The organism is Ekhidna sp. (assembly GCF_965228795.1).
Classification (GTDB): Bacteria; Bacteroidota; Bacteroidia; order Cytophagales; family Cyclobacteriaceae; genus Ekhidna.
In genome coordinates, this window is the sequence record NZ_OZ245839.1 from 2,985,288 (window position 1) to 3,008,018 (window position 22,731).

The 22,731-nt window shown below is 35.5% G+C and carries 23 protein-coding genes; 10 read left to right on the forward strand and 13 right to left on the reverse strand.

The window, feature by feature from the left end:
- Positions 1 to 58 precede the first annotated feature (58 nt).
- From ACQK2H_RS13365 to ACQK2H_RS13390, 6 genes are all read right to left on the reverse strand, one after another.
- Positions 59 to 253 (reverse strand): hypothetical protein, encoded by a 195-nt coding sequence (locus ACQK2H_RS13365; RefSeq protein ID WP_425391946.1) that lies wholly within the window; start codon positions 251 to 253, stop codon positions 59 to 61.
- 52 nt (positions 254 to 305) lie between these two features.
- Entirely contained in the window at positions 306 to 1,226 is a 921-nt protein-coding gene (locus ACQK2H_RS13370) for a mechanosensitive ion channel family protein (RefSeq protein WP_425391947.1), read from the reverse strand.
- 433 nt (positions 1,227 to 1,659) lie between these two features.
- Positions 1,660 to 1,872, reverse strand: a complete 213-nt coding sequence (locus ACQK2H_RS13375) for a response regulator transcription factor (protein WP_425391948.1) — start codon at positions 1,870 to 1,872, stop codon at positions 1,660 to 1,662.
- A gap of 99 nt (positions 1,873 to 1,971) precedes the next feature.
- Positions 1,972 to 3,549, reverse strand: coding sequence for a 7TM diverse intracellular signaling domain-containing protein (locus ACQK2H_RS13380; protein WP_425391949.1), 1,578 nt, complete (start codon positions 3,547 to 3,549; stop codon positions 1,972 to 1,974).
- Between the two features lie 159 nt (positions 3,550 to 3,708).
- Positions 3,709 to 4,809, reverse strand: coding sequence for an outer membrane beta-barrel protein (locus tag ACQK2H_RS13385; protein WP_425391950.1), 1,101 nt, complete (start codon positions 4,807 to 4,809; stop codon positions 3,709 to 3,711).
- 157 nt (positions 4,810 to 4,966) lie between these two features.
- Complete coding sequence (locus ACQK2H_RS13390) at positions 4,967 to 7,474, reverse strand: TonB-dependent receptor domain-containing protein (protein ID WP_425391951.1); 2,508 nt, start codon at positions 7,472 to 7,474, stop codon at positions 4,967 to 4,969.
- Positions 7,475 to 7,912: 438 nt separating this feature from the next.
- Here ACQK2H_RS13390 and ACQK2H_RS13395 point away from each other — a divergent pair, with 438 nt between their 5' ends.
- From ACQK2H_RS13395 to ACQK2H_RS13425, 7 genes are all read left to right on the forward strand, one after another.
- Positions 7,913 to 9,142 carry a tyrosine-type recombinase/integrase gene (locus ACQK2H_RS13395; RefSeq protein WP_424963932.1) on the forward strand — a complete coding sequence of 410 codons (1,230 nt, stop codon included), beginning with the start codon at positions 7,913 to 7,915 and terminating at the stop codon, positions 9,140 to 9,142.
- 330 nt (positions 9,143 to 9,472) lie between these two features.
- Positions 9,473 to 9,748, forward strand: coding sequence for a hypothetical protein (locus ACQK2H_RS13400; protein WP_424963931.1), 276 nt, complete (start codon positions 9,473 to 9,475; stop codon positions 9,746 to 9,748).
- 7 nt (positions 9,749 to 9,755) lie between these two features.
- Positions 9,756 to 10,115, forward strand: a complete 360-nt coding sequence (locus ACQK2H_RS13405; RefSeq protein WP_424963930.1) for a hypothetical protein — start codon at positions 9,756 to 9,758, stop codon at positions 10,113 to 10,115.
- Positions 10,112 to 10,384, forward strand: coding sequence for a plasmid mobilization protein (locus ACQK2H_RS13410; RefSeq protein ID WP_425391952.1), 273 nt, complete (start codon positions 10,112 to 10,114; stop codon positions 10,382 to 10,384). The genes ACQK2H_RS13405 and ACQK2H_RS13410 overlap by 4 nt, the downstream gene beginning before the upstream one ends.
- Positions 10,368 to 11,189, forward strand: coding sequence for a relaxase/mobilization nuclease domain-containing protein (locus tag ACQK2H_RS13415; protein WP_425391953.1), 822 nt, complete (start codon positions 10,368 to 10,370; stop codon positions 11,187 to 11,189). Before ACQK2H_RS13410 ends, ACQK2H_RS13415 begins: the two co-directional genes overlap by 17 nt.
- Positions 11,190 to 11,208: 19 nt before the next feature.
- Positions 11,209 to 11,778 (forward strand): hypothetical protein, encoded by a 570-nt coding sequence (locus ACQK2H_RS13420; RefSeq protein ID WP_424963927.1) that lies wholly within the window; start codon positions 11,209 to 11,211, stop codon positions 11,776 to 11,778.
- A 243-nt stretch (positions 11,779 to 12,021) separates the two neighbouring features.
- Positions 12,022 to 12,153, forward strand: a complete 132-nt coding sequence (locus tag ACQK2H_RS13425) for a hypothetical protein (RefSeq protein WP_425391954.1) — start codon at positions 12,022 to 12,024, stop codon at positions 12,151 to 12,153.
- A 1,032-nt stretch (positions 12,154 to 13,185) separates the two neighbouring features.
- Here ACQK2H_RS13425 and ACQK2H_RS13430 read toward each other — a convergent pair.
- Positions 13,186 to 14,058 (reverse strand): hypothetical protein, encoded by an 873-nt coding sequence (locus ACQK2H_RS13430; RefSeq protein ID WP_425391955.1) that lies wholly within the window; start codon positions 14,056 to 14,058, stop codon positions 13,186 to 13,188.
- Positions 14,059 to 14,192: 134 nt separating this feature from the next.
- Here ACQK2H_RS13430 and ACQK2H_RS13435 point away from each other — a divergent pair, with 134 nt between their 5' ends.
- Complete coding sequence (locus ACQK2H_RS13435; RefSeq protein ID WP_424963924.1) at positions 14,193 to 14,417, forward strand: helix-turn-helix domain-containing protein; 225 nt, start codon at positions 14,193 to 14,195, stop codon at positions 14,415 to 14,417.
- 1 nt (position 14,418) lies between these two features.
- On the opposite strand, the gene ACQK2H_RS13440 is transcribed toward ACQK2H_RS13435, so the two are convergent.
- From ACQK2H_RS13440 to ACQK2H_RS13450, 3 genes are all read right to left on the reverse strand, one after another.
- Positions 14,419 to 14,601, reverse strand: coding sequence for a hypothetical protein (locus ACQK2H_RS13440; RefSeq protein ID WP_425391956.1), 183 nt, complete (start codon positions 14,599 to 14,601; stop codon positions 14,419 to 14,421).
- 254 nt (positions 14,602 to 14,855) lie between these two features.
- Complete coding sequence (locus ACQK2H_RS13445; protein WP_424963922.1) at positions 14,856 to 15,302, reverse strand: helix-turn-helix domain-containing protein; 447 nt, start codon at positions 15,300 to 15,302, stop codon at positions 14,856 to 14,858.
- A 127-nt stretch (positions 15,303 to 15,429) separates the two neighbouring features.
- Complete coding sequence (locus tag ACQK2H_RS13450; RefSeq protein WP_424964445.1) at positions 15,430 to 15,558, reverse strand: type II toxin-antitoxin system HigB family toxin; 129 nt, start codon at positions 15,556 to 15,558, stop codon at positions 15,430 to 15,432.
- 188 nt (positions 15,559 to 15,746) lie between these two features.
- Between ACQK2H_RS13450 and ACQK2H_RS13455 the strand changes: the two genes are divergently transcribed.
- Entirely contained in the window at positions 15,747 to 16,574 is an 828-nt protein-coding gene (locus ACQK2H_RS13455; protein ID WP_425391957.1) for a hypothetical protein, read from the forward strand.
- A gap of 125 nt (positions 16,575 to 16,699) precedes the next feature.
- On the opposite strand, the gene ACQK2H_RS13460 is transcribed toward ACQK2H_RS13455, so the two are convergent.
- Positions 16,700 to 20,695, reverse strand: a complete 3,996-nt coding sequence (locus tag ACQK2H_RS13460; RefSeq protein ID WP_425391958.1) for an NACHT domain-containing protein — start codon at positions 20,693 to 20,695, stop codon at positions 16,700 to 16,702.
- A gap of 219 nt (positions 20,696 to 20,914) precedes the next feature.
- Entirely contained in the window at positions 20,915 to 21,307 is a 393-nt protein-coding gene (locus ACQK2H_RS13465; protein WP_424963919.1) for a hypothetical protein, read from the reverse strand.
- A gap of 215 nt (positions 21,308 to 21,522) precedes the next feature.
- Between ACQK2H_RS13465 and ACQK2H_RS13470 the strand changes: the two genes are divergently transcribed.
- Positions 21,523 to 22,218 (forward strand): hypothetical protein, encoded by a 696-nt coding sequence (locus ACQK2H_RS13470; protein WP_424963918.1) that lies wholly within the window; start codon positions 21,523 to 21,525, stop codon positions 22,216 to 22,218.
- Between the two features lie 65 nt (positions 22,219 to 22,283).
- On the opposite strand, the gene maoP is transcribed toward ACQK2H_RS13470, so the two are convergent.
- The gene (maoP, locus tag ACQK2H_RS13475) at positions 22,284 to 22,613 is read right to left on the reverse strand and encodes a DUF413 domain-containing protein (protein ID WP_424963917.1); all 330 of its coding nucleotides are present in this window, start codon (positions 22,611 to 22,613) and stop codon (positions 22,284 to 22,286) included.
- Positions 22,614 to 22,731: the final 118 nt, after the last annotated feature.

Below are 22,731 nucleotides of genomic sequence, written 5' to 3' on the forward strand. Positions count from 1 at the left end.
TACATCTCCTTTTACTTCATTCCACTTATCCTCCCCTGTTTCCTTTATTCGATGATATTCACTTTTTGAATGCTTCTTTTTTCTCCTTTAAAAGTTCAATACGATTATCATAGGACTCTTTTGCTGAACTTTCTACTTCAGACGCTTTTCCTTTCAGAAATTCGATTTTTTCTTCAAGCTTATCAGCAAAAGCCTTAATGCTTTCCTCATATTTATTCTTATGATCAATTTCAGCTTCGTTTAATATTTTCATTTCTTCCATATTCTTCTGTTTTAGGGTTCTACATTTCTAACACATACTTCTCCTACTGAGTTTGCTTTACACCTCCATTTTTTGAATTTATATGCATTTTCATATCAGAAAGCGTTTCACCACCTTTAATTCCAAAATCAAGGGTACGAATAGGAAACGGTATGGTAATATCATTTTCATCAAAAGCTTTTTTTACAGCCATTATGGCCATACTGCGCGATTCCAAAAAACTCGGTTCTGGATATCTCACCCATAAATGCAAAACGAAATTGATTGAACTATCGCCAAATCCGGTATAGAACAAATTTACCTCCCTATCATTGATCAGGAAAGGCAATTCATTTACCGCCTCAAGGGCTACTTTCTTTGCTTTCTCAAGGTCATCACCATAAGACACACCTACTTCCAAATCGATTCTTCGTTCGTCGGTCTTTGTATAATTTATCAATGGACTTTGGAAGACTTCTTTATTAGGGATGATCACATGTAATCCTTGAAATGTTTTTACCACTGTCACCCTAAGGTTAATCTCTTCCACTTCTCCCATATAGTCGTGCACCTCAATAATATCTCCGACTTGAATCGGCTTTCGAATGGCAATCATAATACCGGATATGAAGTTTGCTGTGATATCCTGAAAGGCGAAACCTAGTGCCAACCCAATAATACCAGCACCGGCTAAGAGGGAAGTTACGGTTTGCTTTAAGTGAAGTATGTTTAAAGAGATGATTAAACCAATCAGTAATACCGAAATATAAACAATGGTACTGAAGAGGTTTTGAACAGCAGATTTGTCATAAAACTTTTCAAAAAGCTTATTAAAAACGGCCTTTGCCATTTTAGCTAAGAAAAAGAATATCAACAGAATGATTACTGCCACCACAAAGTTTGGAAGCATCGCTGTAAGGGACTCTAACCATCCCTGAAGTTTGTTTGTTAAAATATCTATCGCCTTAGTAATTCCAAAATCCATATAATAATAAGTCAGTTAGTCCTTCAATTGTTATGAAGGAATCATTCCAACATCATCATCCTATTATTTAATCAACTGATAAACAATTACTTATCCTTAAGTTAAAATGATGATTTTAAGACGATGATTATTAACCCTGACAAACCCCTTGGGTTTCGTCAGCTGATGACGCTTGCGGTCACAGACAGACAAGTTTACTTCGTCCATCCCGTAGGGCAAATTGCCCTATTGCGCAATTTGGGTTAAATAGAGAGAATTACTCCCGTAACAAGAAAAAACCCCGATGAACTACACCGGGGTGGCCCTAGCTTACCACTATGGTAAGCATCCTTAGTAATCTTTAAGAACCTAGACCGATTACTACGAAGAGGATTAATTGCTTTATAAAGTTCTGAATAGATATTAACTGAGGCAATACCCACTATAGGGTATATTAAGCAACTTGAACAAGTACTCTAGCCCAATCCGCTTGATTCTTAATCTGAAGCTTTACTCGTATATTTTTCCGGTAGCCATCATAGGTATGAATGCTCATTGCCATCTTATCGGCAATCTCACTCCGGGTATAGCCCTGGCTTAACCAGCGGATGAGTTGAATTTCACGATTAGTAAGTTCGTCTTCAAGTTTTCTTTTGGTTATTTTCATTTCGAGGATAGTTGATTGATACCCCTAATTAAGTACCCCTATATCGGTTGTAGCAACTTTTTGTCGTGAGTGACACATAGCCTGTCGTGAAATGCAGCATTATTTGGCCAGCCTATCCTCCAATCGAGATTTATACGTGCGGGAAAGTTTAAGTTCTTCACCATCTTTCAGCAATAAATAGTTACCATATATGGTTTTGACATACTCTAAATTGACAATGGTAGATCTATGTATCTGAACAAACTGTGGAGGAAGAACTTCCAGAATCGCGCTGAGTTTATTGCGATCCACTTCAGGCCTGGCTTTGTCATCCAAGTGAAACTCCAGGTAATGATCGTCAGATTGTATGTATCGTATCCTCTGTGGATCTACAACTGCTTTGCTTTTTAGAATTACATAAGATGGCTCTTCTTGTTTGTATTGCTTCTCCAGGCTTTCAAGCATTTGCTTAAGCCTGAGGTTAGATGCCACCAACCCTTCTTTATCGTTTATGACTTTTACCAGCAGTATGATCATGGCATAGGAAAGCACAGCTACCTCAAAAAAGAATCCGGCGAATAAAGGATCGCCCGGAACCAGGGAACTATTGATTACCCCGTATTCTATAAGGATTTGACTTAAAACCCCGAGAAAAAAAAGCGAATAACCGACTAAGAAAATTTGTGCTTTAAACGCATCTATCTTTAGATAATTAATCCCACTTGAGTAAGCAAAAATGATAATACTTACCACAACAGCATACCGTATCGAGATAAGAATAGGGCCAGTAGAAACAATAAAAGAAGGAGCCAATGCCCATATTAATGTGCTAATGACAAATAGTACCAGCCATCCATTCATTATTTTATTAAAGCGAGGCATGGTTTCCTTCGTATCAAAATAATTTTGAACATATAGAATCAAAAAGAACATCGCGAATTGAGTGGTAAGCGGGAAGAAGTGGGTATTGAGATTCGGGTAATCCGATGTAATGAATTGATAGCCATACCCAAGCTTGGCAAAGCATCGCAAACCGAAGGTTAAAACATATAGCGAATACCAGATAAAGATTGACCTTTTGAGACGAATTCCAACAATCAATGAGATCAGTATGACCAATGCTAAGAAGCCAAAGCAAAACCCATAAAAGATAGTCTCACTATTATACATACCCCAGAATGATGAATTAGCATATAGATTCAATGGAAATCGAGCCGCTGAAAGCCGTTTATCAATATTCAGCAGGTATTGACTGGTAGAATCCTGAGATAATTGAAGAGGAAAAGCAAAGTTTCTATATTGAACAGGTCTTTTATCGAAAGTGTATCGATCACCTGTCTCGAATAATAACTTAGCGGAATCATTATTGACTTGATAAAGCTGTAGATAGTCAAGCTGTGCATAGTCCACTTCCAGATACAACAGCTCTTCTTCACTAAGATTCTTTATTTGGAAGTGAATCCAAAATGCTGATGTGGTAATCCCCGGGTTTATTTTTTCTTGTAATTTTCCAAGAAGGTCAGACTGAATTCTATTCCATGCCTCTTGCCCGTTGATCGTATCTTGAGATAGGTAAACTTGCGCATGGTGGTTTATCCGATTTTCTGTACCTCCCTGGAACAAAATGGTCTGCTGAGCTGAAAGACCAAAAAGAAAAACTAATAAAAATACTGGTTGAAATACTAAGCGCTTAATCACTCTCTTAACTCACAAAACCATTCATCAGACAATATAGCAAGCAATCGCTTAAGCAACTGGATGAAGATGAAATGTTAATATACGATTACAGATAATGTACCTGTAAAGATTACTTCAAGAGAAAGTTTTACTTATTCTCTAAAATTATAAGAACAAAATCTACTTAAGCCTTTTATTAAAGTAGAATCCCATGTTGATCAGGAATTCAGCACGGACATTCGATGCGTTTCCTCCTTTATTAAATATTAGCAGATCTCTATCAGCCCAGGTCCATCGGGTTTCCGCTCTAAGGTAGGATTGTTTAGTAGGTGCGTATTCAAACCCCATTGTAAAGGCAGTTGCTTTAAGCCCTTGCTGATTCCCATTTTGATTTACCAGAACACCCGAAATAAATCCATCTCTATCATTGAATAACTCTAACCTACTCGTAGCACTATATCGTTTAGTAAATTGATACCTGGCAATGGCTACTGCATTGTACATTAAAGCCGTCTCAGTAGGATTTTCTAATTCAGAATTCGACTGGGTACTCATATCTCCTCCCACTATTGCAGATATCTTATCCGTGGGATCCCAGGTTAAGTAAATATTATTGTAAAAGCGATATTGGCTGGGGGAACCTTCCGGCGATTCCCTTCCAAAAAGATTGGTATATGATAAAGATATTGCATCGTTAACCTTATAGCTGAAAAGCATCCCAATTGATTTCGCATCGTTATTATCAAGGAAAAGATTGTAACCACTGACAAGGTGCAGTTGCGCTTCAAATTTTTCAGACTTCTCATAAGAAAGACGTGCACCACTTTGGTAAAATGGTTCATTGAAAGTTCCTATGTCGGTAGAACTTAGCCAGTTGTTTTTGGGTAAAAAACTTTCCGCTCCAATATGGGTGGTAAAAAAACCACCGTCGAGCCAGAGCCCCTCGGTCACTTCTATACCAACCCAGGCTTCTTGTATGGTTTTAAACCTATCTGACCAGGTAGCTTCTGCTATGTCACCATATTGAATAACGAAAGTACCACGCACTTCGCCAGTATTATAAGTAGCTCCTATTTCGGCTATGTTTAACCCGAATTGATTGTCCCTAGGAGCTACAGTAATATAAGGTTGTAGTTCATCAGCAGATAGTTTATTGCTATATGAAGCATAATAGGTATCTATATAACCGGTCAGTTCTATTTTAGTAGAATCACTCTGAGCGTGTGTTTGCAGTGCAACTAACAAACATATAGCCACAGGAATATTGGCGAATATTTTCATTTACATGTAGGCTGTAATTATTGCAAATCCAGCCATTTGCAATAATTGTTGGTGACTAAATACAACAGAAAAATAATAAGAATATAGGTAATAGGTCTACTAGTAGATAACTCCCAATAGAATAATTCACATATTTATAAATCGCTCTCTTTCCTATCTATTGATTCCCGTCATCATTACCACTTGCCTCTTTGAGATCATCATTTGAGACTTTTCTTACTTTCTTAGAAGCTCGTTGTGTGAGTTTACCTATACGGTAGCTAAAATTGACTCTAAAATTCAGGAGTTGAAGCTCCCTGGTACTTCTCTGAGTAAGGAATGGAGTAGTGACTTCCGAATCCAGAAAACTTCTGGGTGTTGCAAAATTATTTGCACCTATACCTATGCTTCCCTTATCGTTTTTAAAATTACGATTTATGCTCAGGCTATAGATATAAAAAGGATTGGTGAATCCTTGTAGCTGAACCCTTGAACTTCTATAGAATCCAAACATCTGTAAAACCCAGCGATCGGTCAATTTATAACTTCCAAACAACCTCGTATTAAATACAAAACCCTCATTTTGAGCATTGAATAGTGGATCATCGATGTTGTTAGTCAATACAGAATAAAAGGCATCTATTCCTCCATTCAGTGTTAGTTTACCTTTTCTTATACTTCCAAAAGCATTGATTCCATAGGCATCCTCCTCTCCTATGTTTTGATAAGTTGTATATACGGTATCCTGACCGATGGTTTCTCTTACAGCCTGAATACTCCCGTTTGTAGATCTTACAAATGCTGAGATATTCAATGAAGTAGTTCGTTTGAATCTGCTAAAAGAAAGCTCAAACTGATCCGTGAATTCAGGAAGCAAATCCGGATTACCTTGTGATATATCCAAAGGGTTAGCTGCATCTATATTGGGATTTAAAAACTGTAAACTTGGGCGGGCTATTCTTCTGGAATAACCAAATTTTAGCGTGAGGTTGTTTTTAAGTTTTCTAGACATGTTGATGCTTGGAACAAATGTTCCATAATCTGCAATGTCAAGATTTACCCCATCAGAAAAATTTGCTGTGATCGTAGTATACTCATATCGCCCTCCCGCCTGAATGGTAAAATCTGATGGTAGCTCCATCAGCCCTGAAACAAATCCGGCAGTAACATTCTGATTATAACTGAAGAAATTGCTAAAGCTAGCGCCCTGGATTTCTGTGTAAGGTTCATCATTCTGACGCTGGAAAAGCTGAAAATCACTCGTTACCGTTCTTGAAATATTTTTTGCCCCTGTCTCAAACCTCGCTTTATCGCCTATCGGTTCTACATAATCCAGTTGAAGGGTGAACTCTTTATTAAAGCTAATATTTTCATTTTTTGTATCAGATGGATTACCTCCGGACAAATTTTCAATGGTAAAATCATTATTTCGTCTATCCTCACTGTAAAGTGAGATCAGGCTTATCTCTTTGCCTTTTTTCTCAAACGACCTGATATAATTGAAGTTGATATCAACACTGTTAGAATTTGTTAGCGTGAATACATCCTGTACTAAAGATCTCGTTCCATTAGAATCGGTTGTTTCAGTCAACCTATCATCCTGGTCAGTTCTTGCATCAAAAATCCTGTAGTTTATCCCTCCCCCAATGAAATGGTATTTATTGAATGTATAGTCCCAACCAAAATTGTAGCGACCAGATATCCTGGAGCTAACCGTCTCTGCAAACTGGTTCGTTCGAGACAATTCATTGCCAAATTCATCCGTTACTATCTGTTCATTATCTATTGATCCAATGATATTGTATCCAGCAAATCCATTTCCACCCAAAGAAAGACCCAGCTTTCCGGTTCTATAACCTGCATTAAGCCCAAGATTTGAACCTCGGTATCCTACTCCGGAATTAATTGAGAGTGTACCACCCTGAAGATTATTCTTCTTGGTAATGATATTGATAATACCTCCTGTGCCCTCCGCATCATACCTTGCGGAAGGCGAAGTGATGACTTCCACTGATTCAATTTCATCTGCCGGAATTTGCTTAAGCGCATCAGCAAGATTACCAGCAGTGATGGTTGATGGTTTCCCGTCTATTAATACTGTAATGTTACTGCTACCACGTAACGAAACATTGCCTTCCAAATCCACAGATAATAGAGGAACTCTTCTTAAAACGTCTGAAGCATCGCCACCAGCTGTGGTGTTATCCTGACTGGCATTATACACAACCCTGTCTACCCGATCTTCAATCAATTCCCTTTGCCCTTCTACCACAACCTGATCCAATTCTGTTGTAGAGGAAGTAAGCACAATCTGCCCTAAATCGTATGACTCTCCTTTTCCTGTCACTTCAAAAGGACCTTTAGTGATCGTTTCATAGCCCATGAATGAAATGACGATATTAAATTCTCCTTCGATTACATTTTTAATCACCCACTTTCCATCTTCTTCCGCTATTGTACCGTCCACGAGTTTCTCATCTGCCACATTGAGCATACGTACGGTGGCGTATGGGACAGGCTCATTACTTTCATCTACTACAGTTCCTCCTAATTTCCCGTACCCAACTTTTGAGGCTGAGCCACCACCATAAGATGATGGTGGGCCGGTAGGTCGTTGGGCTTGGACTGCTGTTTGCGCACTTCCGATGATTAGTATAAGAAGTGCGAGGTTATGAAGTTGTTTCAAGGTTGCTGAATTTAAGTCTATTAAAAGACTACAGAACGTCTAATATTGTTCATTCTCCAATGCGTATTTGTGATAAACGGTTCTAAAAACACTATTTAAGGCGAATAGATTTTAAAGTGGGTTGAATGAAAACAAAAAAGGCTCTCACACCATAAAGTGCTCGAGCCTTTTTGCAGTCCGTAGGAGGACCGAGCGTTAAGAAATGACCCGGTGGGTCATTTTAGTGAGGAGCCAGGTCGCGCGCAAGTCCCCTACGGACAAAATGAAAAAAGCCACTCAAATGAGTGGCTTTTAAAATGCAGTCCGTAGGGGAATACATCAATTACTCCTTAGTTCTTATAAATACTCCTTAGTTATACTAGAACGGATATTTTCGTAAATTTTGAGCCTTAATTAATTGTAATTTATCTTAATTAGCGACAGTAATGACGACAGTATATGGCAACAATTAACTTTTTCATAGAAAAAAATAGAGTAACAAATAAAGACCAACCTTGCCTGATCTACTTAAGATACGATCACAACAGGAAGAAGACTTTAATCTCAACAAATATCCGGGCGTCTGTTAATCAGCTCAACTGGATTAAAGACCGAGGACATGATAAAATAAAAATCAATCAACCATTAAAGAAGACTTTCCATGGCTACCTTAAAGCAAATGCTGAGCTAAAAAGACTTTATGAAAATCTATTTGCGGCACTTTGTGATGCTAAAGAGTTGGGAGACCAAACTTGCTCTAAAGTCAAGGAAATATATAATGGTCAGTCAAATAAGCTTGGAGATGTGAAAACCATATTAGAAGGGATTGATAAATATGTTTCACTTTATGAAACAGAACATCGACCTAGGTCCATCACTAACTATGACAAGAACTTAAGACTACATATCACAAACTTCAACAAGTTTAAAAATAGAGATCATACATTGATTGATTTGAACCATGAGTTTGAACTGTCATTCAAATCCTTTTTGAGAAGTAATGAATCTCTATCCGAATCCTCAGTTGATAATAACATCAAGTACCTAAAAAGCCTATGCAACAAATTATCAAAACTTGGAATTAAGGTCAATCCTACCATCAAGTCATTTAAAAGAGCTAGTAAATCAGTCATTGATAGTGACATCATTGCTCTCAATGATAAAGAGATGAAACTTCTTAGTCAGCCAAAGGACTTAGAAAATGAACATTTAAATCAAATTAAAGAATTATTTACATTCCATTGCTTTACTGGTTTAAGAGTTGGAGACCTCATGCGATTTCATAAAAACATGATTACCAACAAGAATCGAATCAGAACTAGATCAGAGAAAACGAATTCATTGATCGAGGTGCCAATCCTACCTGAAGCCATGAAAGTTTTAAAGAAATATGATTATGAGCTCCCGAAAATATCAGAGCAGAATTACAATAAAGGAATTAAAAAGGTTCTAGAAAAGTTAAAAGTAAACCGAAAGCTTGAGCAACATGACTACCAACCTATCCATCAGATTGCTTCAAGTCACTTAGCTAAAAAATCATTTATTAGCTATTGCCTAAACTCCAAAAATTTAAGTCCAATCCAAGTTTCTAAAATCACAGGCACTAATGTTGAGACAATTCTAAGATACTATGCCACTGCTGATATGGATGAAATCGAGATGAAACTGCTGAACACTAAACAAAAGTAGAAATCTTTGAAAGTATTTCATTTATAATTCAGAATTTTTATAATTGCATCCAGAAAGCTGATCTCAAGGCTTTCTAAACCGAAACACTTTTCAATAAAAGTGTGGTGAAAACGAGTAGGTTACTAAATAGTGACCGAATTCACTGCCCAGTGAACACCACACAAAAAATACCATAAGGGTATTTTTAATAGGTCTAATACACCTATTGGCATTTGCTTATATGGCACTTGCTTGAAAAGTGTTTTGGGTACTTATCCAAAACCATTTTCGATTTAATATCAACACCAGAGAATCTGGTGAGTAATTTATTATTGACTAAATAATTCAGTTATGAATAATCAAAATTTACTCTGCACAACTGCGGAGGCTTTAGAATTAACCATTATGACAACCATTAAGCAAATGAAAGATATCTGCAATAGCGATCAGGATGATGTTTGGATTTCAAAGGATGAAGCAAATCAATTGCTGAGGCGCACTAGTGATAGTCTTATAAACAAGCTCAGGAAAGAGAAGCAAATTCTAACATATCAAGAGGATGGTGGACGATTCATATTGATATCAAAACCAAGTCTCCTTGACTATATAAAGAGAACAGCAAAATAAAGATAGCATGGAAAATAAATTGTCTTTAGAGGGAATTAATGATGGATACGTTCTAGCAAAGAGCGGAAAACGACCCGACTTGGTGAACTTAATAATAGAAGCAGGTGAAAGTGGCAAGCTTACTCCCTACCTCCAATCTTTAGTAGTAGGTATTGATGTCAAGCTTAAAGAAGATCAAGCTTTACAAAAAGGTCTAGAACTTCATCGAGAAGCAAACCAGGAAATTAAAAAGACCAGTCTTGATAGTATGAAAGAAAAACTTGAAGAAGCACGAAGAAATGACTCATCCGAAAATTATAATAATGAGTCATCTCGAGATATCGATACTGAAAATGATAAAACAAAAAATAAAGGACTTGGGCTATGAGAGATAAAAAAATTTCAGTGATGGCATCAGCCTCACAGAAAGATTTAATTAAAAAATACGCAAGCAATGCGTCACTCTCGGTAAGCACCTATTTGCTTAAGGCTGGCTTAAAACATCATATTAAACCAGCTCTTACTGGTGTGATGGTACTACTGTATAGACATTTAGTCAATGCCAATGAGGCTTGTGACAATAGAGATTATAACCAGGTTAAAAAAGAATTAGAATCTGCAATAAAACTCTTTATCAATCGTGCGAATAAAAGTTGAATATGGTGGATCCAATATACCGAAATCCTTAGATTATGCCGGTAATAAAGAAAACAACCAATCTAGATTAGTTTGGAAGCAACATCTTTTTCATTCGGATCCAGAAGGTATAGCACAAGAGATGCAAATGATTCAAAAATCCAAACCGAATGTTAGCAAACCTCTCATTTTTATCAAAATCTCTCCTTCGCCATTAGATGAGATCGATGATCAATTGGTTAAGAAAATTTGTAAGGAGGTTTGTCATGAAATGGGCTATAGAGATTCGCAGGCAGCTGTATGGGAACATAATGATAGTTTAGTTAAGCATTATCATATGATATGTATGACGGCTGGGCTAACAAAAAAAAGAGAAGTAATTAATGAGCAATACTCAGGGATCCATGCAAATAAACTATCTGATTCACTGGAGCAGAGATATTCTTTGGTACCAGCAAAGGATCAAGAAAACCAGTACGTGAAAATTATCTCTGATGTGCTTTTAGAAAATGATAATGCTACAGATATAAGAAATCAATTATTACGGTTCGGCATTGAAATGAAATTTGATAAAAAGAAAAAGCGATTCAAATATTTCAGAAACAAATCCAATGGAGCCTCTTTCGGAACAGGAAGTTTTAAACAAATCGATACCAATACATTAAAAAGAAAACTAAGTTATGAACAACACCATCAACTTGACCAAAGCTCAAACAAAGGAGATACTCGATTATCAATCAGCAGAGATAGCGAAGTTGACCAAAATAATACTAAGTCACGAACAAGCAATATTGACAAATCAGAAGGGAGTTCAATCGAATTCTGAATATAAAGATCATGTTAGTATGCGATTTAGCATGCACAATCGAGCACTTCCTGGCATGGTTGAAGAAATCCTGAGGGGCTTCAACTTCACTGAATTAATTTCCAATAAAATTGATGTCGAAGAGAATGTCTCTAACAACAACGACACATCATATGAACAAATTAATAAAGTAGAGAACAGAACTATTGAAGTAGCTGGTCAACACAAAGTCAAACGGATAAAAACTTTCCTTATCAATCTATTTGAAGCTAAGGATTTCAATGAATTAAAAAACGATTTAGAAGCCTACATTAAACGGACAATCAAGTTTGGCATATATGCAGCTTTAATAGGAGCTTGCATTTTTTTTCTTTATGCTCTGATCTATGATAATTTCCTAGTTAACAAAAAGAAACTAGACCAATATGAAATTCATTTAAAGGTCATTGAAGATTTGTATCCTGAGGTGTACGCAAATTCCGTTGAAATACTGAACAACGAAAAAGAATTGGAAGAAATTATCGAAAAAATAAACTGGAAAAAGCGTGACAAAGAATTGAACGAACAAATCAAAGAACTAGAGGATAGTATGCCGGAGGGTATTGAATAATTAATCTCATTAAACGTCAAGCCAAACAGACAGTAATTCTGTGTGGATACGACATTCGTCTTGCCGTGGCATATAATGAAAGTCGTCGAAATGAACATTCATCGTCTCTTGATTTTCGTTACTCAGGTTTGCATATATCCTTAATTGCCCCCTGAAAATTACCCAAAAGTGGGTATTGATTTTAGTAGATATGTGAGTCAATTTTATAGTAGTTAAACTCAATACTTAATAAAACTTATTATTATGGGAATCAAGCCAGGTCCAAAAAGAACTGCTAAAACAACTGGAAAACCAGATAGAAGACAAAGAGATAATAAAAATACTCCGGGTAATACTCCATCACTAAAGCCTCATAAGCATAAGAAAGGAGATTAACTCTTATATCATTAAACTATCCTGCAACACTTTTTAAATAAATAGAATGAAAAATGCCTATACCCTAAAAAAGCACAAAGACACAGGTGAGTTTCACTTATTTCAAGGAGTCTTTAAACCTGAAGGAGGTTGTAATTCTAACACAAAGTCAGTCTGTAAAAACATGGATAAATCAGATAGTGATGGCAATATCTTTGCATGTAAAGATGAAAACACAGCAAGATTACATTGTGCTAAACATGGAAGAAAAGTATGTGGAGTTTGTGTTAGTCATTTATATCTGACTAAGTAGTTCGAGTTGATATCGCCCCCTAAAATACACCAAACCCATACACAAAGGATGGGTTTGATTCTTTAATTTCATTAGCTGCAACTAGCGCTAGAGAGTTCGAAAATGACTTCTATAATATTCCCCCTGAATTCCATTTTAGAATAATCAATAGGAGACCTTAATATATCACCTCACCCTTCAATAACCATTTCCCTTCCTACCTGACGCTTTTACACGAAAAGAACCCAATAGCATTGCTTCATTCTGGCAGAATGAAGCAAGAGATTTGACTAGTTGAACTCGATATATTTTCGCTCTCTCCTATGAGCGAATTAGCTGAGCGGAAGCAAGCGAACCCAGAGCGAAATGAACAGCCAAATCAGCCAGAAGTTTACCGGAATTAGAATGATCTTTTGAACTAAATTCCGTACTTTAGAAATAATGTGGGAGAGTATAACATATGGTTTAATTGCCTTTGTCTGTGGTTTGTTTACAATCGGCATATTCTTTTTGATTAGGCCAAGAACTAAGTCGTCTCAAACAAAAAGATCTCTTCAGGAAATTGAATATGAACTTATACTTTCAATGTCAACCAACCCTGACTTCTCCGAAAATCAAATCATCGACAAGGCAAAAAGCCTAAGCAAGAAAATATATGATAACCAAAATTCTAAAACTCCACCTGTATTGGATATTGAGGGTTTGAAGAAAGGGCTAACCAGAGCCGAAAGTAATTAAGAACTTTCCGCTTATGAATTCATCTATTTAATTCTGGTATAAGTGACATCCGATTTTATCGAAGTATCTTCAATAACTAACATATCGTTTAGAAATGTTTTAATTGGACTTATTTGATTGCCTGCCTCTCCGAAGAAAATAAAGTTGGAACCACTAATCTTATACGTTCCTTTAACCTCCTTATCTCCATTCAATACGAACAATGCATTATTGGCACTATCCAAATGCATTTCAATTGCAACTCCTTTTATCGTTGCTCCCCAAGCTCCAATAATTACGCCTTCGTATTCTTCTAAAGAAACTTTTTCTAGGTTTAAGTCGCTGGAAGGTTTAACCTTCAGTTCATAGAAACTATCCAGATCAATGCAATTGAAGGCATCATGCAAATATTCAACTACTCGAAGATCCCTTTTTCGTGAAGTATCAAATTCCTTTGAGGTGCTTTTATCTCCGAATTGATAGACTAATTTCTTGATCTTATGCTGTTGGAAAATCGACACTTCCTTCTTAGTCACTGGATGCATAAAGAAAATATTATAACGTGTATACTTAGCATCCCCAAAAGTCGCCGATTCTGGGGTTTCCCTTAAACTACATTCTGAGGGGATTTCGAAAGATAGGATTTCCCCATTTTCAAACTCAACCGCTACATAGCTCTTTTTAAGTTTATCAGAAGTGAAATTGCCTTTTATATTCTCTTCATAAAACGTTGGTTCGTGCCTATCAGAATAGTTCAAAATCAAAAATGTTCCTCCTGAACCCTGATTTACTTGTGAGATATTTATGGAGAATCTAATGGAATTAAGAGCTCCTGTAAGAGCAGAACCATAAGATTCTATTAGATCACCAACATCACTTTTTGAAGTTGTTCTATACTCTTCACAATTCTGCGCCAAAATGATTTGGCTATAACTAAATAGGATTGAATAAAATAAATTTCGCAAATACATAAGAATAAGGTTTTACGCAAACCTAGTGCTATCATATATGATAGCACATAAATTATCTTGAATTTTTTTCTTGCGCTTTAATGAAGGTCAATTCTGAGGAGCGTGAGTTTTTAATTCAACTGGGTAAACGTATAGCTTCACTCAGGGAACAAGCAGGGCTTTCAAGTGCTGAAACCGCCAGGCGCTTATTTATGGAACGAAGTAACTACTCCAGAATTGAAACAGGAAATACCAATCCAACATCATTAACTCTCTGGAACTTATCCAAGATAATTGGATGCTCGGTTGGCGAATTTTTCAAATGAATTACTTTCTTTTCTGCTCTTTGAAAAGTCCATCAATATCTAGTGCTGGATACTTTTCTTGTTTTTGCTCCAATAAGTTGGCTATTTCTTTTGCTCTACAAAAAATTTGAAGAGGTGATAATTTTTCATTAGACATTTCCAGGATCAAATTATATTCGATTTCATCTTGTGTTTTTCTAAGCATTGGAAAAAGTTTGAGTCGTTTAAATCCAAATCTATTAAAGGAAAAAGGAATTGTCGTTGTAAACAACTAACTAGCTATTTCATATTGAATACCCATACTTATCAGCGCTACGATAATCTGAGGAACTGATTCTTAATGATAAAAGACTTTCTGAAATTGACAGCTTTTTTTGCTCTGTCTCGACCCTAAATAGAGACACGTTGTACTTTTCTTTTGCGCTGCTGTGCGCGATGGCCATTGAGTAGAATGAAATTTTAAGCAGTCTCCAACTTCTTCTGAGTATTCATCATTGATGCATTGCGCATCTTTGGAGTGGTGGGGATCTTCAATTTGTAGGGACGATTAAACACTTCCTGGCTCAGCTTAAAATGATCTGCTAGCTTTCGGATAACCTCCTTGGAAAGTCCTTTCTTGTAATTCAGAATGTCTGAAACTAAACCTTTAGAAACTCCTAACATATCCACCAAATCCTTTGATTTTAACTTATGATCCTTCATTAAGGATTTCAATAATTGGATAGGTTCAACTTCTGAAAAAGAGCTGTTTTCATTATCGTATTTCTCAATCAATAAAGTCAATAATTCAATCTCATCTTCTGATTCATCACTCCTATTCTCATCAAAAACCAAGTCATGAAGGATATCACAATACTCATTGTATTGCTTCTTGGTTTTAATCACTTTGTATTTTAGTGCTTCCATCTCAATAGACATTTACTGAATACTGCTCATTCTTTTTGCACAGCTTATCATATTCTGCATGTGTACCAATCCAACAGACGAACAGATGAGCGACTTTATTTCCGAAAACATACTTAGCAATCATTCTTTAATTATTTCCTCCAATATCAAACACAACCCGGTTACTTCCTCCTCCTAATAAATCAGCTTTAGCGAATGTTTTCTTAATATCACCTGGCTCATTCCAATCTGCATGCCTCAACACCTCTAGCCAAATCTTAAAAGAAACTTAACTTCTGGCTTGAGAGAGGACATATTGTTCTATTGTCTGTCTTTTGATTAAATGAACTTTCATGTAAATGTACGAAGAGTCTTGATAATAGTTCACGAAATGTGAACTTTAATTGTTTTCGGGTAACGTTTTCTCAATAAAAGAAATAAATTTAGTCTCATTAAAATAATCGTATGGGAAAATTTCAACTTCCGAAAAGTAGAAACATGGGTGGGCCATGGTTATTGAGTGGTAATGACCTTGAATCTTTAGATTCTGTAATTAACTCAATCGATTCACTATTGTACAAATCGTGGGAACAGCAGGTTAGGGAGAATTTGTCCGAAGAATCAGGTGATGTAGAGGAAGAGTATTCAAATAAACAAGTAGCTGAAAAATTTGATGCTCTTCAAAAGAAAGGGTATAAGGCTTGTACATTCATAAATAAGGATGATTCGAGGCTTACTGATGAAAGCATTCAAGGCTTATTAAAAGATCCAGCAAGTATCAATCTGAAAGTTGAAGAAATAAGGATTCAAATTGTCTATGAGAAATATAGGGAGAATCGGTTCATCTTTAAATTAGATGGCATTAACGATGAGATGAGTTATGAACTAGAGTGTTCAGATGTAAGTGTGCGAGAGGAAATTCAATATGAGATTGAAAAATGGATTGCTGTAAAAAGGCCAAATAAATTTTTAAGATTTTGGTCCAATTCTGCGGCGGTAATGATACTATTAGCAGTTCTATCAATGCTAATTTTCGGATCTTCTGCTTATGAAAGTGAAGAGGTTCCCTACTCATCTGAGTTAAAAAGGGAAGCTTTTGAGTTGCTTGATAATGGAATAGATTCAACTAACTCTGATAGGGTTTTAGAACTCCTACTTCAATATGAGAGTGGATATGTTCCAAGTGATTATGTGGGAGCAAGATCAGAAAGTAATCCTTCAACAAAGAAGTTTTTTTACTTATCCATTTTTGTATTCATTATTGGAGTCGTAAAGCCCAAATCAACTATTTGACTAGGAAAGCATCAAGCTCGATACCGATTTCTCGTTGCATGGGTAAGACTAATCACTTACACCCTCCCTGCTGCTTTGATTATTACTCCATTTTGGCAGAGACTTACAGAATGGATATATAAGATTTAATTCCCTAGCAATTGCAGTTTCGATTTAACCTCACTAATGCTATAATTCTGGGCTTTGTTATAATAGAACTGAGATTCAAAACGTTCAACTGACAGTCGTAGGAATCTAATGTTTTCATTAAGTGCCTGGTTTTTCTCAATGAACTCATAAATTGATTTCTTCACAATCCTAAGGTTCGATTCAGAAACCACTGCCATTTGACCAAATACATCTATAATGTAATTTGATAGAGGTTGAAAGGTATGAATGCGTATATTCCTTTCATAGCTAAGTTTTAATAAATCAATTAGCAATGGAACCGCTTTGATATTTGTCAACTTCTCTAATCCAATCGCTCGATACTCTTCAATAGTATTGTTAGAGCACTCTTTTATCCAAGAAATATAGATTTCGAGCCCTTCAATATTTTGTAAACCAACAAGCCTATTTGATGCATCTTTTTTATCGCAAATATCTATATCGGATCTAATCTCGATAAGTAATTCCTTCTCTACGTATTCATCCTGATTCGCATCAATTAAATGATCTATAAGCTCAAATCTAATCTCACTGTCCGATACATCGAGAAGTTCTTTTAAACCATCAATGTCTCTTGTGAGCTCATAATATGTTCGTAAAATTTCTCGCCTATCGTAATCCTTTCTTTTCGAATTCAGAATTTCTTTTTTAACATAATCATAAGCCTCTACAACCTTATGCTGACAAATGAGGTAGAGATGGTTTTTAAGAACTGCTGTATCAGCTATCCCCTTTTGAATATTACTAATTATCCTTCCTTTAACTTGAGTGAAATCTAATCTATTAACAATATGTTCAATTCCAATCCAATCATGTCCAGCAACACCATCAAATGAGAGCATGTTGAGCAATATGTCATTAGAAAAATTTAAGGTAAGTCTATAGTTAAAGTACCAAATATATAGTGCCAAAGTACTATAAGTGACACTATCTCCATCAACAGTTATGGCGGAAGTGAAATCAATTTTATGTAAATTCCTATCACACCAATTCTGAATCCAATTCTTCTGTTCGGAGCTTAAAACTATCTCGTTATTATGACTTAGCTGTTCATAAATCAGAGAAGCACTGTACCATTCTACATTATCTGTTCTGGTAAACCAGGATTGAATATCTTTTTTATTTACTTCACCTTCTTCAGCAAATTCTCTTAACAATCTAAGAGCTGAGTTAGAATAGTAATCATCAAACCATTGGTTCCTTTTTCCCCTTCTTACTTCATACAGATCTTCGATGGAAAACGATTCCTTTTTTTCCTCAGAAAAAACTCTTAGTACTTCAAGTTCGAATTGTCTTTTGTTGAACAAAAGCTTAAGATCATTATCTCTCTTCTCTTCTCTTTTAGATTCCCAGTCTATTGGTTCAGGTTTTTGATAGGTAAAGTTTGCCTGACTATTAGCCTCTTTGACAAGCTTTTTAGCTAAATCTTCCTTATTAAAGAACAGCTGATTGATGATTGATTTTAATTCCTCAGGATTAATTATTTCCTGTTTGTATTGATCAACAACGAATTGAATATTGTCTTTCTGAAAAAGATCAACTAGTGATGTTATCTTACCGTATTCGAATCCTTCCTCACTTGACCAAATAGAAAGAAATGCTTTCTCCATCGTTCCGGTCTCCTCAAAAAATCTTATTACGTTCTTTAACTTATTAGGCTGCCAACGATGTTTCCCCTTTACATACCACTCGTAAAATACATCAAATATTTCTCCATGGTAACTGTAGGTGTTAATGGCATTAGAGACAATTTCGTCAAAGAGTTTTTCACTTTCATAAAGTCTATCAAACTGATGATTTTTAAGAGAAAACCGTGAAAGTTCTACAATTCCAGGATAAGAATTTACTTTTTTTATGCACTCTCTAAGTTTGAACCCTTCATCAAACAATGTTACATCTGATCGATCTCCAGTTTTCGAATTCTTTACCTCAACTCCATGAAATAAATACTCCAAATACTGATCAAGAAATTCAGCATTAACTAAAATCGAATAAATTCCAGACCTGATATACTGGTTGTCTCTATTTCCAACGATAGATAAAATATCATCAAAAACATCTTTTCCGATCGTAGGACTAAATTTACTTAAAGCAATAAGGCATGAATGTATGTAGCTTGGATCCGATTCATTTTTAATGATTTGATTATTGAGAAATATGTTCACTAAAGCATCTTGCTGTTTTGCATTGAGCTCTAAGTAAGTAATCAAGTTGATTGCGTTTAGAAGCGTATGCCTTCCATTGGACTTGTCTGAAATTTCTTCCAAAAGAAAGTCGGCATTGGCATTAGAATTGCCGAACTGAGCTAACTCTCTATAATTAAATTTATTGGAGTTAATCCAAATTCTGTGTTGCTTGTAGTAGTTGAATACACTCTGAAATATTTGAATTCTAATAGGAAGTGGTATCTTCTCTTTTTCAAATTTGACTATTGTTTCCTTTTCATTTTCAACAAACCATTTAAGTAAACTTTGATACAATTCGCTTTCATCATCAAGCAGTGAAAAAAGAAAGGCTAAAGTATTTGACCATGTTGGAATTAACTTATTATATGAAGTTGGAAAAGCTATAATTCTTAAGATTTTATCCAATTCTAAATTCATCAGAGCCTTGGCTGCCAGATATTCTTGAATATTGTTGTGTTCAAACTCCCATACTTCATCATCGAATTCCTTTTTATTGAAAGCAGTGCAGTATTTAAGGTCAACAAACTCACTTGAGTTTACAATATTCAAAAGTTCACTTTCAGAAATGTGGTTCCTTGCCATGATTTCCATTGAAAGCGCAACCCTCTGAAGAATTTCTGTTATCTCTCTTTTCCTACTTCTTATTTCAATTGTGGTTTTGTAGTGGTTCTGGTCGTATTCAATACGAGAATTAAAGAACTCTTCAAAAATTTCCGCGCGATTAAGTTTTTGATTTTTAACTTTTTCATGAATAGAAGAAAGTAACATTAAGAAGTAAGGCCTCTTTATCAAATCAACGAGATTCCCTTCCAAAATGGATTTTATGAATTCTTCTGACTTATATTCAGTTTTTGACTCAAAGTAATACTTTGCATCTGCCATGTTAATGTCCTCTAAGTAAAATTCTTCGAAAGTGCTAAGTGTTCCGCCAAATGATGAATTTGGTATTTCATAAAAATTCGTTCGACATGTTACGATGAGACTAACATCAGAATATTTTATAATAAATGAATTTAGCTGACGAATCACTGTATTAAATTCACTTGGCTGAATCTCGTCCAACCCATCCAGAATAATGAGGAGATTTTTTTGCGGAACTATCTTCCAATCATCAGGTAAAAACTTTTCTATTTCTTGATTGGCTGAGTAAGTATTCAACTTTCTAAGAATTGGAATGAAAGGCGAAGTTTCTCCGCTGGCTTCTTGATATAACTTTTGCAATTCCGTTGACTTTCCAGATCCAGCTCCACCTAGTAGAACTACTTTCTTGTGTTTCAACATGCATTGGTAAAGTGATGAATATTTTTTCAACTCTCCTGAGTCACTATAAACCTGACTTATCGTTCTTTCAATCTTAACTTCAGGCAATGAGAGTTTATAGTCTACGAATTCAATTTGGGGGATAACCTTTTCTTTACTTTCTACTCTTAATTCTTTGCATATTTCAAAGGCTTTTTGATTTAAAATACTACTAGCTCTTAGTGTGAAATCAGTAGAGTCTTTGAAAATTTCACAAAACCCCTTAGGCAATTGATCTTCTTTAAACTCTAGGACCTTTAGAAGTTGATGAGCTTTGCTTGAGTCTACACGTCCATCAAAATTTTCAAAATCCTTGAAAAACAATCGCATCTCTGGAACCTTATACTTGCTATTATGAAGTTCAGCTTCACAGAATTCTTGAAAAGTTCCTGAACCATATTCTTCCCCCGTTGAAGGGTTAATTGACCCTGTCTTTGTACCAAATCTCCTCCACCATATACCTAAATAAATATCATAGTCTCCAATCAAGTCTTGAATTTGAAGTTGTGCATTCCCATCAAATTTAGGATGGATCTGAGACCAATCTTTCACTTTGAATAGCAGCCTACAATCCTCAGAACTATATCTGTTATTGATATCTTCACAGATTTTCTTAACTATTTCCTTCTCTGGATCGACATCAGAAGGGTTAGAAACAAAGATCTTTATTTCTTTAATTTCATCCATAAGCTTAAAAATAGTTAAGTGTCACCTCTTATCTTCTGAACCGCTATTAAATGAAATAAGATTGAACATACTTCTGAGTCTGCTCCTAACTCTATTTCCATATAACTCTTCAAATTCTGTGCTATTTAGGTTGGTGGCGATATGAGTGAGCATGTTGTGCGAGATGAAATAGTCGTAACGAGAGAGGAGGATCTCCGTCATCACGTTGCAATCGTTTACATAGTATTTGAGGCTGTTCTCAACTCCCAGATCGTCAAAGCAGTAAATCTTTGGTTCTTTATCTGATCTTCTAAATCTGAAGGATTCACTACTGTATTTCTGAATTACGGAGTAACCTTCCTGGATGAATTGGGATATGTCTCTACATGATACCTTGATGTGATGTGTGAAGGGTGTTGAGATGTATCTTATCAATTTTTTTAGGTGATGTGACAAACGAACATAAATCTAGTAAACCATTGATAGGACGAAACTGATTATACTTAAATCACTAGAAATTTTGTATATCCATTGAATCGATTAAAAATAAGCTTAAAACTTCTCATTTAACAAAAACTGTTTAATATAGCAGCTACCTAATTTAATTCAACATATTAACAAAAGTTTAAAATCCAAGTGGAGGAAAGTAAATGGGATATCACGTAATACTAAAACATGATAGCAATGGCCTTGAAAGTAGGTATGCGGAAAATTTAGAAGAACTATCAGAGCTACCTATTGAGAAGAATACAATCATCTATCAAGGTGAGAAGCACTGGACTCCTATTCTCGCCAAGAATGATGAAAAATATTGTTTCTGGACAGACATAAGATTCAGATTATCAAAAAAAGCAGAATTTATTTTTCGTGATCAAGCATCCAAAGAAAAATATATGATTGAGACAATTAATCAGGATCAGGAAAGTTTCAGTTTTTATACTGGTGTTTCTGAAAAATATATCGATGTTAAACGTGGTGATTTTCTTATTAGAAATGTTGGGAATTTAGAGGTAGAAGTAAAGTGTAAAACCTTTTATAATAATAACGGAGAACGGCATTTCTATTTTGAAAAAGAAGCATTGAAGAAACATGAAAACATGCAAAAATTTACAGGTACTCATGTAGTCATCGCGGTATACCAAAGAAAAGAGGAAAAGGTAAAAGAAGATTCACTATATATGATTTCAGTAAACCATATGAGGTATGTTATAGACCAATTGGCTATTAAGCCCTTAAAACGAGTATGGGGATGGGGATTCCCAATTCCTATAAAACATTGTGCACCAAAATTTGGGTTGATTGAAACCTATAAAAGAGAAATAAATGAAAGGTTAGGCCAGAATTAAAACCTACTTTTATATTTAATAATGGCCCCAAACACTGTACTTCTAATGGCTTAATATCCTCTACTTCAGTGGAATGTATCATCTGCTATAATTGGCCTTCGTTTTAAGGCTTCACTAAGTCCTTTTTCCAAACTTTTTCTCTTTTGATATAGTACCCAGGCCTGCTCCTCAATTGAGAACGGATGCTCATTTCTCACCGCCTCAATAAACATCTTTTGCTTTTCCGTGATCGGTTCTAGTATCCCCTCCACAAGAGCTTCAAACCAATGACCATACTTCTCTAAAATCTCTATCATTTCATCGGAAAACGCTGGAAGGTTTTTGATTTTATTCTCTATCCTGAATTGGCCTTTCTCTTGTAAGTATTGAAGGTGATCTTTTTTGGTACTCCTCACCTTATAAAGTTAACAAAACCATTAAATAGAATTGAACCCAATCAATAAATAAGTAAAGGTTGTGCAATGAATAATCAAAGGATCAAAATACTATTTAAAAAATATAAACATGCACAAC